General features: G+C 25.3%; 17 protein-coding genes and 1 tRNA gene. 7 read left to right on the forward strand and 11 right to left on the reverse strand.

The genetic code is table 11. The features are described from left to right. Positions 1–23 precede the first annotated feature (23 nt). Complete coding sequence (gene rlmD, locus MJ2HA_RS02220; protein WP_258392926.1) at positions 24–1,193, reverse strand: 23S rRNA (uracil(1939)-C(5))-methyltransferase RlmD; 1,170 nt, start codon at positions 1,191–1,193, stop codon at positions 24–26. Positions 1,194–1,469: 276 nt separating this feature from the next. On the opposite strand from rlmD, the gene MJ2HA_RS03880 reads away from it, so the two are divergent. Continuing rightward, entirely contained in the window at positions 1,470–1,784 is a 315-nt protein-coding gene (locus MJ2HA_RS03880; protein ID WP_375140654.1) for a HEPN domain-containing protein, read from the forward strand. 172 nt (positions 1,785–1,956) lie between these two features. After that, positions 1,957–2,073, forward strand: a complete 117-nt coding sequence (locus MJ2HA_RS03885; RefSeq protein WP_375140655.1) for a DUF123 domain-containing protein — start codon at positions 1,957–1,959, stop codon at positions 2,071–2,073. Between the two features lie 86 nt (positions 2,074–2,159). On the opposite strand, the gene MJ2HA_RS02230 is transcribed toward MJ2HA_RS03885, so the two are convergent. From MJ2HA_RS02230 to MJ2HA_RS02250, 5 genes are all read right to left on the reverse strand, one after another. After that, the gene (locus tag MJ2HA_RS02230; RefSeq protein ID WP_258392927.1) at positions 2,160–5,558 is read right to left on the reverse strand and encodes a beta strand repeat-containing protein; all 3,399 of its coding nucleotides are present in this window, start codon (positions 5,556–5,558) and stop codon (positions 2,160–2,162) included. 101 nt (positions 5,559–5,659) lie between these two features. Continuing rightward, on the reverse strand, positions 5,660–6,277 hold the full coding sequence (locus tag MJ2HA_RS02235) for a hypothetical protein (protein ID WP_258392928.1): 618 nt from the start codon (positions 6,275–6,277) through the stop codon (positions 5,660–5,662). 1 nt (position 6,278) lies between these two features. Next, positions 6,279–6,869, reverse strand: a complete 591-nt coding sequence (locus MJ2HA_RS02240) for an archaellin family protein (RefSeq protein ID WP_258392929.1) — start codon at positions 6,867–6,869, stop codon at positions 6,279–6,281. Between the two features lie 56 nt (positions 6,870–6,925). After that, positions 6,926–7,000: transfer RNA gene (locus MJ2HA_RS02245), tRNA-Glu, on the reverse strand. Positions 7,001–7,034: 34 nt separating this feature from the next. Beyond that, positions 7,035–7,277: a hypothetical protein gene (locus tag MJ2HA_RS02250; RefSeq protein WP_258392930.1), complete on the reverse strand. Its 243-nt coding sequence runs from the start codon at positions 7,275–7,277 to the stop codon at positions 7,035–7,037. 53 nt (positions 7,278–7,330) lie between these two features. Between MJ2HA_RS02250 and sufB the strand changes: the two genes are divergently transcribed. Then, a complete protein-coding gene (sufB, locus tag MJ2HA_RS02255) occupies positions 7,331–8,716 on the forward strand; it encodes a Fe-S cluster assembly protein SufB (RefSeq protein ID WP_258392931.1) in 1,386 nt (461 codons plus the stop codon). Continuing rightward, positions 8,713–9,960 carry an aminotransferase class V-fold PLP-dependent enzyme gene (locus tag MJ2HA_RS02260; RefSeq protein WP_259369952.1) on the forward strand — a complete coding sequence of 416 codons (1,248 nt, stop codon included), beginning with the start codon at positions 8,713–8,715 and terminating at the stop codon, positions 9,958–9,960. The genes sufB and MJ2HA_RS02260 overlap by 4 nt, the downstream gene beginning before the upstream one ends. Here the strand turns inward: MJ2HA_RS02260 and MJ2HA_RS02265 are convergent. After that, positions 9,949–12,264, reverse strand: coding sequence for a tRNA(Met) cytidine acetyltransferase TmcA (locus tag MJ2HA_RS02265; protein WP_258392932.1), 2,316 nt, complete (start codon positions 12,262–12,264; stop codon positions 9,949–9,951). The genes MJ2HA_RS02260 and MJ2HA_RS02265 overlap by 12 nt on opposite strands. 215 nt (positions 12,265–12,479) lie before the next feature. Continuing rightward, positions 12,480–14,225 (reverse strand): DEAD/DEAH box helicase, encoded by a 1,746-nt coding sequence (locus MJ2HA_RS02270; protein WP_258392933.1) that lies wholly within the window; start codon positions 14,223–14,225, stop codon positions 12,480–12,482. Between the two features lie 38 nt (positions 14,226–14,263). Here MJ2HA_RS02270 and MJ2HA_RS02275 point away from each other — a divergent pair, with 38 nt between their 5' ends. Genes MJ2HA_RS02275 through MJ2HA_RS02285 form a run of 3 tightly spaced genes read left to right on the forward strand, consistent with a single transcriptional unit; the run spans position 14,264 to position 15,697 of the window. Then, positions 14,264–14,863: a DNA replication complex subunit Gins51 gene (locus tag MJ2HA_RS02275; protein WP_258392934.1), complete on the forward strand. Its 600-nt coding sequence runs from the start codon at positions 14,264–14,266 to the stop codon at positions 14,861–14,863. Positions 14,864–14,894: 31 nt separating this feature from the next. Then, the gene (gene rpl44e / locus MJ2HA_RS02280; RefSeq protein WP_258392935.1) at positions 14,895–15,209 is read left to right on the forward strand and encodes an eL42 family ribosomal protein; all 315 of its coding nucleotides are present in this window, start codon (positions 14,895–14,897) and stop codon (positions 15,207–15,209) included. Continuing rightward, positions 15,206–15,697: a hypothetical protein gene (locus MJ2HA_RS02285; RefSeq protein WP_258392936.1), complete on the forward strand. Its 492-nt coding sequence runs from the start codon at positions 15,206–15,208 to the stop codon at positions 15,695–15,697. The genes rpl44e and MJ2HA_RS02285 overlap by 4 nt, the downstream gene beginning before the upstream one ends. A 1-nt stretch (position 15,698) precedes the next feature. On the opposite strand, the gene MJ2HA_RS02290 is transcribed toward MJ2HA_RS02285, so the two are convergent. The 3 genes from MJ2HA_RS02290 to MJ2HA_RS02300 are packed head-to-tail and all read right to left on the reverse strand — an operon-like array spanning position 15,699 to position 17,446. Next, complete coding sequence (locus tag MJ2HA_RS02290; protein WP_258392937.1) at positions 15,699–16,502, reverse strand: proteasome assembly chaperone family protein; 804 nt, start codon at positions 16,500–16,502, stop codon at positions 15,699–15,701. A 4-nt stretch (positions 16,503–16,506) separates the two neighbouring features. Next, the gene (locus MJ2HA_RS02295; RefSeq protein ID WP_375140656.1) at positions 16,507–16,683 is read right to left on the reverse strand and encodes an RNA-protein complex protein Nop10; all 177 of its coding nucleotides are present in this window, start codon (positions 16,681–16,683) and stop codon (positions 16,507–16,509) included. After that, positions 16,670–17,446 carry a hypothetical protein gene (locus MJ2HA_RS02300; RefSeq protein WP_258392939.1) on the reverse strand — a complete coding sequence of 259 codons (777 nt, stop codon included), beginning with the start codon at positions 17,444–17,446 and terminating at the stop codon, positions 16,670–16,672. Before MJ2HA_RS02300 ends, MJ2HA_RS02295 begins: the two co-directional genes overlap by 14 nt. Between the last annotated feature and the right edge of the window lie 10 nt (positions 17,447–17,456).

The raw sequence follows: 17,456 nt of genomic DNA on the forward strand, positions 1-17,456 counted from the left end.
ATAAATTTATCTGTAGTAGGTAGTTATTTTTTTAAGGTAAATATCGTTTCCATATGAAATGTATTTGGAAACTGGTCAATCAGGATTTTATTATTTATCTTATATCCGGCATTTATAAAGTAATCTATATCTCTTTTCTGAGTTTCTGGATAACAAGAAATATAAATAATATCTTTTGGATAAGAGTTAATTATCTTTTTTATAACGCCCTTACCCAATCCAGATCTTGGAGGATCTACAATTATTTTATCGGCACTTATCTTTTCTATATCTTCAACTCTAGACAATAGGAATCTTAGATTTTTTATATTATTTATATTCTTATTTACCTCGAACATTTTTTTATTTTCAATACTATTATCTATAGCATATACATAATTAGAATATTTAGATAATTCTATTGCATAAAATCCAGAACCAGAATATAGATCATATACTATATCATTTTCTTTTATATTTGATAGTTCTTTCACATATTTTAATAATATTTCTGCTGTATAGCTATTTGGCTGGTAAAAATTATTAGGAGATATATAATATATATTATCTAAAGCCTTTTCTTTTATATAATTATTATTATTTAAATTATAGTTAATATCCCCATACGATACATCAGATATCGTATTATTTATAGTCCAGTAAAAAGAGTTTACATATTTTTTTATTTCTTTATAAAATTCTAGAAATATATTCTTATAATATTCTATATTTTCTGTATTAGAGGTTACAATATTCACCATTCTCTCATTAGTAAATTTACCTTCTCTTATTACTATATACCTTATAAAACCAGTATGATCTATATTATTCCAGGGTTCTAATTTATTATTTATAATAAAATCTCTAAATCTATTTCTTATAATATTTGATTCTTCTGACTGTAAATAACATTCATCTATATCTATATAAGAATACCATTTTTTGTATTCTTTTAATCCAACTTCATAATTTTTACCTACAGCATAATCCATTCTATTTCTATAATAAAATATTTTTGGAGATTTAATTACTTCATCTGGTTCTAAATTAAAAATTTCTATAAATTTATTTATTTTGTATTCTATTTGTTTATTATACGATAAATTTTGTATTTGACATCCTCCACATTTATTAAAGTATTTACATATCATAATATAGAAATAATAAGAGTGCTTAAAATAATATATAATATATGATATTGCAAATGAATACAATATTAAAATAGATAAAATTATATTATTTGGATCTAGAGCTAGGGAGATTATAGAGGAAATTCGGATTATGATATATTAATTTTAATAGATGAAGAACTAAAATCAAGAGAAAAAATAAATTTTTGATATGAAATATATAAAAGAATACCATTTCCAGTAGATATAATCATAGTATCAAAAAATATATTCGAAAAATACAAGGACTCCTATAGATATATTTATAAATATGCGATAAATGAAGGAATAAAAATATGAAAGAAAGATACTCATAACTAGATAAAGAAAGTAGATACTGATCTAGAGATATGTAAAAAATTATATAAAGAAAAATATTATGATTATCCAAGATATCTCGCTCAACAATCAGTAGAGGAATATTTAAAGGCGTTTTTAATAGAAAATAATATAGATTATCCAAAAACTCTTGATATAAAGCAACTAATAAAAATATGCAAGGATATTAATAAAGATTTTGAATACTTATATAAAATTTATGTAGATAAGTTGACTATATATTCTACCGAAACAAGATATCAAGAATATGATTTTATTTTTAATGAAGAAGATGCTAGAAACGATAGATATTGCTAAAAAAGTTAGGGAATTCATATATAAAAAATTAAATATAAAGTGAAGGTATTTATTTTTTAATTATAAAATGTAATAAAAATATATATAAATATTGGAAAATTAGGAAGAATAAAGTTTGGACCTGGTTATTATATTTATATAGAATCTGCATTAAATAATTTAAAAAAAAAGAATTCAAAGACATTTAAAGAAAAATAAGAAAGTACATCAGCATATTGATTACCTAACAACAAATGAAAACTTTAAAATAATAGAAGTTTATTACATTAAAACAAATGAAAAAAATTGAATGTAAGATATCAAGAATTTGGAAATTTTGATTGTAAAGGTAATTCACATTTATTTTATTCTAAAAATTTGAAAAAATAGAAAAAATTATGAATAATACAATGCATAAATACCAAAACCGGATGGACTAAATGTATTATTTGTAGATATTATATTTCCTGAACCTCCTACTATCTTTTCTATTATATAATTACCTGTAGGTATATTTGTAAATGTAATATTAGCATTTAATGACCCTATTAATAATATTCCAGAAGCAAAGTTATATTGTATAGTATTATTTATTATTGAACTTGCAAAACTATTTGCATTATTAATAAATCCTGAACCTATATAATTTATATCAATAGTTCCTGTTGATACAGTTAAATTATTTATAGTTCCATTATTATTTATAGCTACACCTAACTGTGAATTATAATCATATATATTTGATGCATTACCATATATATTAAGTCCGAATATTCCTCCATATGCTGTAACATTATTAATATAATTATTATTTGTTTCATATAATCCAAATACAGATCCTACTTTTATTAAATCATTTAATATATAATTATTTCCTGATCCTAAATCTATACCAAATATATTACTATCAATATTATTATTTTCTATATAATTATTATATCCATTATTTAATTTTATACCAAATATATTACTATCAACATTATTATTATTTATCGTATTATTTATCGCATTTCCATCTAAATCTATACCAAATATATTCGCATTAATATTATTATTATTTATTATAATATTTTCTGGATTATTATCATATATACCCCACACACTTGATTGTATATTTGAATTCTCTATTGTAGAATTCTGGAATGTACCTGTTCCATATATTGCTCCTATATTTCCATTTATTGTACTATTATATATATTTAATATTGATGGATTTTCTACTTGTATACCAAATAATCCAGAATTTATATTTGAATTATATATATTTACTGTTCCATTTGTTAATCTTAATGCAAATAAATTAGTTTGTATATTTATATTAGTTATATTTACATTTGAAGATTCTATATTTATTACAGGTAGTCCTGGATTAGCAGGCTCAAATAGTACATTTCCAGATCCTAATAATTCTATATTTTTACCTTGTGGATTTATATTTAAATTAACTAAATATATTCCTTGAGGGAATACTACAATTGGTATATTATTATTTATTGATCCTTGTATTATATTATTTATTTGATTATTAGTTAATGAATTATTTATTACAGTTATATTTTGTGAATTAGGAGAGAAATATATAACTTGTTCTGGAGTTATATTATATAATCCATAATTATTATATCCATATATTCTATAATATAATTGATAATATTGTCCATTATATTTAGAATATTCTTGTAATAAACCATTATAAAATACATCATTACATTCTGTAGAACTAGATATAGTTACCCATTGATTATTTGATTGATTCAAGAATTGTATATTACAATAATCTATACCTTCTGTATTATCATATACATTTCCATATATTTGTAATAACCATAGATTACTTATATATCCATTACTTGGAGTTGGAGATGTATATGATACATTAAATACAGGTTCAGGTAATTGATAGATATATATTCCTGTACTATTTACAATATTATTATAAGATTCTGTAGATAATTCTATGCTAATATTTCCTCCATTTGGTATAATATTATATAATGAAGGTAGTCCATTTGATGAATTATTATATCTTAAATATATATTATTTATTCCTGGAGTTACATTTATATTATATTTATTTCCATTAATTGTTATATTTACATTTGGATAATTTGTATAGAATGTTAAATTTAATCCATAATAATTACTTTTAGTATTATTATTTGGAGATATAATATATATAATAGGATATGGATATACATTTAATGTAAATATTGAAATATTTGATAGTCCTGTTACTTGGTCTATTCCTAAAAATGTTATATTGTATTGTTGATAACTATTTACATTCGGAGCAGTTATTGTAAATATTTGACTTCCTCCAGAAGTAATATTAACTTCTGCTGGAGAGCATGTAACACTTGATGGAGACAAACATCTTAGTGTTAAATTATTTCCTAAATTATCTGTTCCAGATACTTGTATAGATATTGACTGTCCTGAATTTAAATTTCCAGATGTCTGATTAAGTGCTATATTTATATTTTCTATCACTACTGTAACATTTACTTGTGTTTTATTTGTTACTATATCTGTTGCAGTAACATTTATTATATACAATCCTTGAGATGCTGAACTTGGTACAGATATATCTAAACTTGTAGAACCTCCTGAAGGGATTATTACACTATTTTGCCCACTAAAGGAGCATGATAATGGGGAAGGACAAGAAGCACTTATATTTAAATTATCTCCATAATTATCTGAAGCTGTTATAATAGTTGAACTATTTGAACCTGGTGATAAAGTAATAGAGGATGGATTAGAGCTTACATTAATTAATTCTTGTGGAACATTTACCGTTATTGTTGTAGAATTTGTTGCATTATTCTCAGATATTCCATTTATTGTCACTGTATAAGTACCCGGTGTTATTGATGTTGTTGAATTTATATATAATGTTACTGTTGTATTTGGAGTTGCTGTATTATTTGAAAGATAACATCCTAAATTAGTATTTGAAGTTGAACAAGACAAATTTACTGGTAAAGGTGTATTTCCAGTTAGTTGAGTTAATTGTATATTATCTGTTATTGTTTTACCTGGTATTTCGGTAATTAGATTACTAGAAGGTATCAATTCGAATGTAAATACTGGAAAAGCATATACAAATACTGAAGCATAGTTTGTTGTACCTGGTCCACCAACATTTGCATCAAAAGTAAAAGAATAGGATCCTGGAGCTAAATCTTGACATCCCGCAGCATATACTGCATTATTAGGATTATTAGCAGGACCTGCTTCTTCATAATTTATTTCTGAACACCCAGCAGGTAAAGTTACAGTAGTTATACCAGCCTGTCCATTATTACTTCCAGCAGCTAATAATATAAATACAGTTTCATTTTGTCCATTTACATTAAAAGATACAGATTGTGTAGCACTTTTTCTAAAATTAAATGTTAAATTATCTAATATTAGATATTGAGAATAATTATTTATAGTTAATCCAATTAATGCATTATTTCCATTTCCTGCTGGACCTCCTCGATTAAATGTATATGAACATGAATTTTGTGTATTATTACCTATAACTGAATATCCACTATTATCTACTAATATATTAAAGTATGGAACTATAGTACTTCCACCATTTACAGAAGCTGTACAATAATATAGATTTCCTAAAGGTAAATTAACACTCACTGAATTAGATCCTGGTCCAGGGTTTGCATTTGTTCCATTATATCCAACTAATGTTGCTCCTACGGCAGAGAATACACTATTTACAGAAAAAATAGAGAGTATAGATAAAATAACTAGTATATATATTTTTTTTATTAAGAATTTATATACCATTAGATAAAAAATACTTTATTATTAAAAAGAGTTTATTCAACATAATTAATTTACTATGTTGATAATCAATAAAGATTTAGGATAAAATAAGCTAAAAAAATTTATTGTAAGGATGAAGTTCCGCCTAGAGAACTACAAGATGCATAACCTGTAGCTGGATTTACAGAACACTCCATTATATCTAATTGCTGTGTAGGTGATATTATTAATCTCACACCCATCTCTAAATTAGATGTTGAATATTGTATTGTTTGATTCAAACATGTAGATAATAGAGTCACATTAACCTCTGCAACTGTTTGAGCAGGTATTGCTTGTCCATATGATAATGTCTGATTTGTATTATAATCATATACACTTGTAGATATCTCTGTAGCCAATGATGGATTATTAGCTAGATTAGCAAACAATACAGGTACTGAACAAAATACATCACCATTTTGATCTGTAAAATCTAATGTCCATCCACTTAATGGTATATTTGTAGATCCTAAATTATATAATACGAATGATAATGTAGCAACCGTACCAAATTCTGAATATTGTACATCATGAATCGCAAATTGAGGAATTTCAGATTGTTGTTGAGTTAAATCTAATTTTGCTAATGATAAATTTGAATTTTTTAAGTAAATATTAACTAAAGCATAACTTGCTATTGTTGCTATGGCAACCAAAAATATAAAAAGAAATAAATTTTGAAAAGCTTGCCCTTTCATCTTATCCGTATAATATTACTACTGGATATATCATTGCAGCTGGTGTTACACCTGATAAATCATATGGTTGTCCATTTGGTGGAATTACTGATATTTCCCATGTTTGTGAAGTTCCTAATGTTACATTAGAATATACTAATAATGCACCTAGATCATTTGGACCCAATACTCCATTATATAATAATCCTGAATTATCTACAGAATCATGTTCATCAATATAATAGTCCCCAGTATATGATGTTACTAGCGATGAATTTGCTATTGCACCACCATATGCAAATACTTCTCTTCCAGCTGGAGTATATAGTATTAATGATGTTTGATTTAATAATATTGGTTGTGATCCTGGTGCTAATCTTGTATATACTAAGTATTCTTGAACTTGTTGTGTTGTTGTATTTACATTTATGCCTTCTACCCTTACAATCTCTACTGTAGTTCCAGATGTTTGCACTGTTTGTTGCGCTGCTGCTGCTGCATGTCCTTGTGCACTTGTTGTTGCTCCTATAATTACAAATGCCGCTATTGCTGCTGTTAATGCTGCTGCTATAAATAAAACCATAGACGAAAAACCTGTACCTTGACCCTTCATTTAATATAAAAAATCTCTATTATTTATATATATTTGCTAATCAATATTGATTATTATGCCCCCGCCGGGATTTGAACCCGGGTCATAGGGACGAAAACCCTATATCCTGGACCAGACTAGACGACAGGGGCAATAAGATTAAATTCTATATATCTATTTAAAAATTTATTCTTTGTCAATAGAGCTTGCGAATTTATTTATATCTTCTAAATCAAAATTAGTAAATATTACTTCTCCATATGAAAACCCCAATATATTCTTTTCACCTTTTCTCATATTTATCGTATCATCTGACTCGTCTATGATCTCATAATCATTGAAATAATCCCTCAACCTTTTAATATTGAGATTCTTATTAAACCTAATGCTAAAATCTTTTTTTCCACATAATGGGTATATTCTATACATTATATATTATAAATTATGATATATTTTTAAAAATATATAACATTGTTATATATATGAGTATTTTAACAAAAGAAGAGAAACTAATAGAGAAAAATAATGAAAATTATAATATATTAATTAGAGGGCCTCTAGATGAAAAAAAGATAAAAGAAATATCTGAATTAAAAGGAGAGCCCGATTGGATGTTCCAAATTAGACTTAAAGCATTTAAAAAGTTTCAAAATATAGATCTACCAAGATTTGGCCCTAAAATAGATATTAACTTTGATAAAATAATATACTATGGATCTCCGACAAAATACCCAAAGCCACTCAATTGGAATGAATTGCCATCATACATGAAAGAAACCATAGAAAAATTAGGATTAAAACAAGAATTTGAGAATCTAAGCGCATTAAATGTACAATATGACTCTATACCATTATATAAAGAAATAAAAAATTATTTAGATCAAGAAGGTATAATATTTACATCATTAGATGAAGGTGTAAAAGAATATCCTGAAATAGTAAAAAAATATTTTTCAAAGGTGGTTCCAGAAGGCGATAACAAATTTGCTGCTTTAAATACTGCAGTATGGTCTGGAGGTGTGTTTATATATGTACCTGAAAACAAAAGAATAGATTTTCCACTTCATGCATATTTCATAATAAATCTTGAAAATTTAGGTCAATTTGAAAGAACATTAATAATTACAGAAAAAAATGCAAAAGTTACATATATAGAGGGGTGTACTGCGCCAGTATATTCTTCTACCCAATTGCATGCTGCCGTAGTAGAATTATTTGCAAATGAAAATTCTAATATAACTTATGGTACTATACAAAATTGGTCAAAAAATGTATATAATTTGGTAACTAAGAGAGCTAGAGTAGGAAAAAAAGCCAGAGTAAGATGGATATCTGGGGAATTTGGTAGCAAAGTTACGATGCTGTATCCTGGGTTAATATTAGATGATGATGCTGAAGGAGAAATATATACCATCGGTTTTGCTACAGATAACCAAAATATAGATACAGGAGGGAGAATATTTGCTCTAGGAAAAAATTCTAAAGGATATATATTATCAAAGTCTATCGCGATAGGAAAAGAAAATGAATCTATATCTGTCAATAGGATAGATATAAAATTAAATAATAACGGAGAAGTTATATCAAAATGTGATTCTTTAATAGAAGAAAAAGGTAAGAGCACTTCTATACCAAGGATAGAGAAATTTAGCAATGAAAGTAGTTATAATCACGAAGCAAAAATGGAAAAAATCAATGATGAAAAAATATTATATTTAAGATCATTAGGTATAGAAGAAAAAGAAGCTAGAAGGTTATTCCTATTAGGATTTATGGATGATATATTAAATAATTTTCCAGAATCATATAAATTAGAAATAAAAAGGATATTGGATTTGGAATTAGAAGAAATTGGTGGATTTGGATGATGATGGATCCGTACAAAATTAGATTAGATTTCCCAATATTAAAAAGAAAAATAAATGGAAAGGATTTGGTATATTTTGATAATGCAGCAACAACCCAGAAGCCATTGAGAATAATAGAAAAATTTACAGAGGTATATACAAAATATTATGCAAATATACATAGAGGTATTCATACTTTATCTCAGGAAGCATCCGATATGTACGAAGATGCTCATAGAATAGTCTCTGAACATCTAAATGCTAACGATTGGAGAGAAATAATATTTACAAAAAATACTACAGAGTCTATTAACTTAGTAGCATATTCTTATGGAATAAACAAGCTCAAGAAAGATGATAAGATAATAATAACAAAAATGGAACATCATGCAAATTTAGTACCATGGCAACAAGTTGCTAGAAAAACAGGAGCAAAAATAGAATATATAGACTTTAATAAGGATTATAGATTAGATATTGATCAAGCAGAAAAAATAATTGATGATAAAACCAGAATAGTGGCAATAACTCATGCCTCAAATGTATTAGGCACTATAAACCCTATAAAAGATATAATAAAAATTGCTCATGAACATGACGCGATCGTTTTAATTGATGCTGCGCAAAGCATTCCACACAATAAGATAGATGTAAAAAAATATGATATGGATTTTTTAGCATTTAGTGCACACAAAATGATGGGACCTGATGGGATAGGGGTATTGTATGGAAAAGAAGAGATATTAGAAAAAATGGATCCATTCTTAACTGGAGGTGATATGATAAAGGATGTAGATCTTTACAATGCTGAATGGAACGATCTACCATGGAAATTTGAAGCTGGTACACCAAATATCGCTGGTGGGATCGTATTTGGAGAAACAATAAAATATATAAAAGATATAGGTATAGAAAATATTGAAGAATATGATAGATATATAACAAAATATTTTATTGATAAATATAATGATTATAAATTAGATGATATTATGTTAATAGGTCCTAATGATTATAAAGAGAGAACACCTACATTTTCATTCTATACTAAAAGGTATAGATCTCATCAAATTGCAAAACTATTGGATCTTGAAGGTATTGCTGTAAGATCTGGATTTCACTGTGCACATCCACTATTAAAAAATATTAATATATTAAATAATAATTTATATAACCTAGGAGGAACTTTTAGAGCCAGTTTATATATATATAATACAAAAGAAGAAGTAGATTATTTTTTTGAAATATTAAAAAAACTACTTAAATAACCATTTATATATTATTTTAATATCTTTTTTAATTGATCTTCTCGCCTCAAACCTGCCTATATTAAAATAATCTGAAATCTTCCCAAAACTCCATGATAACAAGAATTTTCCAACCAATATTTCTTCATTATTTAATCTTGGTTTTTCATCTGTATATAATAAATAATAGATATATATTAATTTTGCTACATCCGCTGCTGCTTCATAAGTCATTGGTGAATCAATATATCCCCTTAACCTATCGATCTGATTGTCTGTTAAATTAACGTGAAAGTGTGGTTTAAATTTATAATGGGTTTCTAACATTTTTAATATTATTTTTGGAGTTAAATCAAAATAAACATCAGAGACTTGATTTATTAATTTCCATCTAAATTCATAATTCAATTTTTTAACTATTTTTTCGGTATTTTCATTTAATGGTCTTAATACGATACCAGAATACTCTCCAGATACCTTGTTCTTTTCGGGCGATAGATGAACCAAAAGAAACTTATTTTTTTGCCAGAAATTTAATAGTTCATATGTTACACCAAAACTAGAACCTATCCAATCATATCTGTTTTTTTCACTCCACTTTGATAATTCCTCTAGAGATATAGATCCAAGTCCATATCCCTGTATTTCTGGTATTGTAGCTATTCTAATAACTCTTAATCCCTTTAATTTCGCAAATTCTTTTATTCTATAGTGTTTTACTATTATATCCGGTATTATATTGCCTTTAGGCTTATAATCTTTAAGCATCCTATCTATTACCTCATCTTCTATACCCCCCTCATAAGCTATTTGGACTCCATTAACAATTTTATCATTTTCTAATTCTAATACAAAAGCATCGTGATGTGGTGCATCTGCCAACATAGCTATATCATTTGGTCTATTTTGATAATGAGCTAATATATATATTCCAACAAAATTCTTCAGTTTCTTATCATCATTATAAAACCAATCTTTTAATGGTATTCTATAAAATCTAACCTTATAACTTTTTATTAAATCTATATCTTCTTTATCTATCTCATCAGGCTCTGAATCGAGTAATAAAGAATCATATAACCACTTCTCTATTGGATCATTCTTATTATATCTTATAGGCTCAATCATAGTATATCTATATAATTTAAAATCACTATTAGAATTTAGAAACTTCATGAATCTAACAGAGAACGATCTTCCTGCACCTTCATAACCATGAATAGTAGAAGAAAAAATAATTTGCTTATATTTTTTTATAAATCTATATAATAACTCTATCCCGATACCTGCAGCTTCATCAACAAATAGATAATCATATTTTTTTGATAATATTTCTCTCGGATCTCTATACTCTATAAATATTTTATTATTAACAATTATTTTTGTTTTTTTAATCTCCTTAAAATCTATACCTTCTTTTTTCAAACCTATTTTTAAAAAATTAAATAAAGTTTCTACATTATTAAAGGACGGTGCAGTTATACCTATATCAAAAATTTCTTTCTTTTCCAATAAAGTTGAAACTAGTGCAGATATAGATAATCCAATAGAGGCACTTTTACCTCTCCCCCTATCTGCAATAATAAGGTATATTGCTTTTTCATCCTTTAATAAATTTTCTAACATACTTAAAACATTGGCTTGATCTTGTGTATAACATAATCTATATATTCTATCTGAAAATATTTTATTCTCATTTAATACTAACTTATCCCTTCCAGGCAAAGTTATATTATTTATGTCACAATCATATTCTATTCCTTTAATAACTCCTTTATCTATGTCATAAATCAATATATTTTCATACTGCATTAATTTATTTTTAAACCTATATTCAAATAGCTTCCTTACTTCTTCTATTTTATATGGAGGCGTTAGTAGATGTTCATGAAATGTTGTAGTTATACCTTCAAAGTTATCAAAGTCCTTGATTATTAAGAATCCTATACCAGATCCGGATAGAGTTTCAATTATTCTACCCAAATAATCGGGAGTTAGAGATTTATACATATCTAAAATTAATATATTATATGTTTTTCCTAATATCTTATCAGAATCTTTATATCTAATTTTATCTACTTGTAAATCTTTAAAATTTTCTAACAATTTTTCATATCTATATAAATAGTCTCCAAAATAATCCTCAGTAACATACAATATTTTTATATCCTCCCTATAATTTTCTATCTTTGATATATAATAATTTATAAGGTCTGATAAGATATGAAAATAATTCTCTCCAGATAATACTACAATGCCTCTATGATTATTTTTTATGATTTTACATATTAAAGACTTATAATTCTTTTCTAATTCTTGATCCATTATATTTTCTTCTTCAATACCTTAATAAGTTAATTATATATTAAAAAGTTAAACATAATGATTAAATAAATATTAACTTAAAATTCAAGTATAAATTAAATTTAAAATTTTACATTAAAAAGTTAAATTAAACCGTTAATAATATATTAAAATATTAAAAAATAGGCATTAAATATAGTTAAATCGTTAAATTATATAGTTAAAAATAAATTAAATTAAAGTAAAATATATCTTAATTTAATATCTAAAGCCTTCAATAATTTTGGATCATCTACAAGAACTATAGAAATTCCTTTAGAAACTCCTCCCGGATACAATCTAGAGCTCCTACCAGAAGCCTGTAAATAAGTTTTTATATCTACTATATTCAATATTATATTATTATCTTCAATGGTTATTGAAACATCTTCACTATCTTTTAGCTTATTGACTATATCGGGATTTTTTAAATAGATAGATATACTATTATATATATTTTTTATCAAATCATAAATATACCCCTTACCATTATTATTTTTTAGGGAGTCTGATAATAATCTAAGCGCTTCGGGAGATAATCTTTTGATATAATTTCTCAATCTTTCAATTTTTTTATTTAATATGCTCCTCTCGTAAGATGTTAAAAATGAAGAAATAAGATTTCCTAGTAAAATTAAATTATTTATATTATATTCTAGATTAGATAAGTTTATCCTTATTTTTGGTATTCCAAAAAATATAGTATATTTTATTCTTTCAGGCAGATTTAATCCCCTGGCTAGGATACCATATGGATCTGCCACACCAATCAGTACATCTGTTTTGTTTTCTTCAAAATCTTTTATTTTTTCATCTATTTTTTTAACTTCTGCTGATATATACTGAACCTTTATTCCCCTCTCTAATAAAAAATTATATATGACTTTAACATAATCTATACCTTTATCCTTTGAAACAAATATTATTATACCATCTTTCAATTTCCTTACTAATTCATATAACTTATCTAAATCTTGTGTATTATAATATATATCTATTACATTTCTCAATTTATAATTACCAGTACCAGAAGAGAAATTAGTAAGTTCTTTATATATTAACGACCTTTTGCCTTTTAGTGAACCAGTAGCAGAGGATAATACTATTATTCCTACCTTTTTTGACTTTATTTCCAAAAATTTTTTATAAATATCGCTATTAAAATCTAGTTTCCCAGCCAATTTAAGATCAATAACCTTTTTTACTATGTCTAAATCCTCATTAGTATATCCTATTAAATTAAATACTCTTTCTATATTTTTTGAACCTTTAAAAAATGAATCTACGTCATCTATGAATATAATATCGAATCTATAATTATTTAATAAATTAAAATTTTTTGATAGATACTGATTTGATATTATTAGTATATCTATATTACCTTCTCTTAGTTTATTTTCAAACTCTTTTTTATTTTTAATATTATATGAAAGTATATTTAATTTAACGTTAAGTTTTTCTACAGATCTATTAATTTCATTTTCAGTCTGTTTAACTAATAATCTTGTTGGTAATATTATTAATATTTTCTTTTTATATTTATAAGAAAAATATATGGAGGATAGATATATAAATGTAGACTTTCCAACGCCTGTTGGAGCGACCATGGAAAAACCGATATTTTTATACAATCTTTTAAACCACATTAACTGAACTTTCCAAGGATCTGTATTTACAATACTTCTAAAGAAATTTGAAAATTCTTTAACTTCTCTATGAAAATTATATATCTGATCAAAATCCTTTAATCTCTTATTTTTTAATAATATTTTATATAATTGATCTATAAATTTATTTCTATCATCAATGTTTATTATATTATTAATATCTATATCGTCAATATCCAATTTACATGGTAAAGAGTTTGATAATCTAGATGATTCTATTAAACCACCACAATTGAAACACATATTTTTAATATTAATAAATATTCCATCATCCATTTTAAAGAAATTTTAAATTTAATTTATAAATTATATATATGGACATATCTGATATTTATACTCAATTACAAAAAGAAAAAGAAAGAAAGAACCTAGAAAAAATACAAAAAGGATTTTATCAAAAAATATCAGAGTTAATAAAAAAATATAGAAAGCAACTGGATTTATATAAAACTCAAAATAAAGAATATAAAGAATTAGAATCTACAATAAATAAAATACAGGATTCTATAAGTGATTTGATAAATATAAGAATCAAAAAAATAATAAATATGACATTATTAGAAGTTAAAGAAGACCTAAGTGCGATCGACCAAGAAAACCTACAAGAAGAAGAAAAGATGTTTTATAGTATACTAAAAAACCTAATATTATCATACAAAATAAATGTAGAAAACCAGATATTAAATGGTGAAGAAATAAAGACTGAAGATTTTTATAAATACATAAATATTTATTCGGTAAATTTGGAAAATAAAATAGAAAAAGATATATTAATAATAAATAAAGATCTACCAAAAATAGTAGGAACAAACGGGAGAATATATGGCCCCTTTAAAGTCGGTGATATAATTATATTAGATAAAGAAATGGCAAAAAAATTAGAAAATACAAAGATAGGCACACTAATAAATTAATTTTATAAATCTATTTAAGAAACTATATAAAATGAAAATTCCAAAAAAAGTAAATAAGTATTGCTCATACTGTAGAAAGAATACAGAACATAAAGTTATAATAATTAAAAGCTCAAAAGCTAGAACAGGACTTGTATGGGGCTCTAGAAGAGCAAGAGAAGGAAAGAAAGGGATTGGTAACAAAGGAAAATATAGTAAAAGACCTTTATCACAAAGAAAGAGAGGTGTGATTAAGACCTCTAAGGGTGTGGATCTAAGAATTGAATGTTCTATATGTAAAAAACAAGAGGTATGGAACCTTAAAGGCAGATATAAAAAAGTTGAATTTACAACTGCAATAAGATGAAAGCTAGATTGTTTTTTGAAGCTTTTAGCAATGATAAAGATAAATTGATAGAATTACTAGATAAAACTCTTCCAGATAATATATCAAAATTTAAAAACTATCAGATAATAGAAAAGAAAACAGCAGAACCAATAGAAAAAGAAATGCCAACACCAGACAATAAAAAAATAAATGGTTGGTCTTCATACTTAGAAGTATATGCTGACTTTAAGGATTTTGACTCTATTATAGATTTTATATTATTTTATACTCCATCAAAAATAGAAGTGGAAGATATAAGAGAGCTAAAGATTGTCGCAAAAGACCAAGAGGTAAAATACAATAAAGAAAGGATAAATATATTGTTAAACCAAATATCACAAGCTATATTCTCAAAAGTAACAGCAGTCGCAAACGCATATATAATGCAAGCAAAAAAAGCAGTAGGAAACCAACAAAGCAATATTGGTAATACCCAAAATTTAACAAATCTAAAATTACCCAAATAGCCTAACCAAAATAATATCTAGACCTTTCCTCCGATTTTTTCTGATTTTCTTGTAACTCCTTTAATCTGCTTATATCTTTTTCTATACTCTCTTTCAACTTCTTTCCTTTCTCTCTTAAACCAGTCAAATCAATATTAAAATTATATATTTTTCCCAATATTTCTAATGCTTTTGAAGATGCATAATATCCATTAATTTGATTTGTAGGATAAGTTTGCACTAGTAATGCATAAGCTGGCTTCTTATATAATTGAGAATAATATAATGTCAGCCCGCTCATCCCAACAATACTTTGTGATTTGAATATATTTATGTCTCCAATTTTCTCTTTTATGTTATTAATATTATAAAATTTATTAAATGCAAACATATAATTTGGATCTTCAGCCTCTAGTTCTACATTAGAATTATAAGACCCACCCAATATCGCATATTCTTTTATATCATATCTCTTTAGCTTTTTAAATAATTTATTCATAAATCTATATCTTAAATATAATGATAATCCAGGATCTTCCAATACAGATACCTGAAAATCACCATATAATATAAGAAAATCTGTCTCATTTACTTTTAAATTATACAACTTATAACTTATATTATCAGATACTATACCTTTTTTATTTATATATACTAGATCTGGAAAAAAGTCTGAGAGTATTCTCCCAACTAGAACACTTTTAAAAGATCTAATCATTGTTTTACCGACCACTTTTGCCACATTCCCAAATCCTCCACCTATAGAATACAAAAATACAGCATTTTTCATATTTTTCAAAATATTATTATCTAATATAAATTCCATAATATTATAACCAACCTAATTTATATAAAACTTCCTTTTTCATCTTTCTTCTATATTCTCCCCATTTGTCTTCCGGAGAAAATTTTGACGGTATTACTCTATTAGTTTTATTATTACAATTCGGACATGTCTCCTTAAATGTATATATGTAACATTTTTCACATCTTCTAATCTCCTTCATTTTTTGATATCTCATATACTATATTATATTTCTTTGCTTCGGAATCTATCAGATCTAATAATTTCTTTTCCTTACTCTGTAGATCCTTAGGATTAATTGTATAATATCTTATCATATATCTTGGAGATCCAAGATATTTTACTTCTAGATTCAACTCTTTTATTTTCAAAAGAAACTCTTTTAATTTTAATATACCATCACCCTCTATATTATAAGCTTCTAATATATAATCAAATTTATATTTTGGTGGATTTAGGTATTCTTTTATATACTGATATAATTTATCTAATATTTTTTTATTTATCTTGTATTTGTTTAGGACAGACTTTCCATTTATTAGAACATCTAAGAACACATTATATAACTTATCCGTCTTAATTATCTTATCAATAACCTCATCATATATTTTATCTGTATCAATATTTTCTTTTTCACTCATAATCTTTAATACATTATATGCCATATTTTCTTTTTTATATTCAATAACCTTTGCCTTCTGCTTGTTTTTATCTACTCTTTTATAAGATAGTGTACATAATCTATTTTTAATATCTACATCTAATACCAAACATACTATTGTTTTCCCCTCTTTTAGTATAATTCTTGGATTTGTTATTCTCTTATTTGATAATTCATCCATAGGGATTATACCACTAAAAGATTCATACTCATTTAAGTTCACCCTTATACTTATATCAGAAATTTCTTCTACAGTACATATTACATATTCTCCATCTTTTGGATAATCCTTTCTCTTATACATTAACTATATT

Origin of the sequence: Nanobdella aerobiophila, from assembly GCF_023169545.1 — an archaeon.
In the GTDB taxonomy this organism is placed as follows: domain Archaea; phylum Nanobdellota; class Nanobdellia; order Nanobdellales; family Nanobdellaceae; genus Nanobdella; species Nanobdella aerobiophila.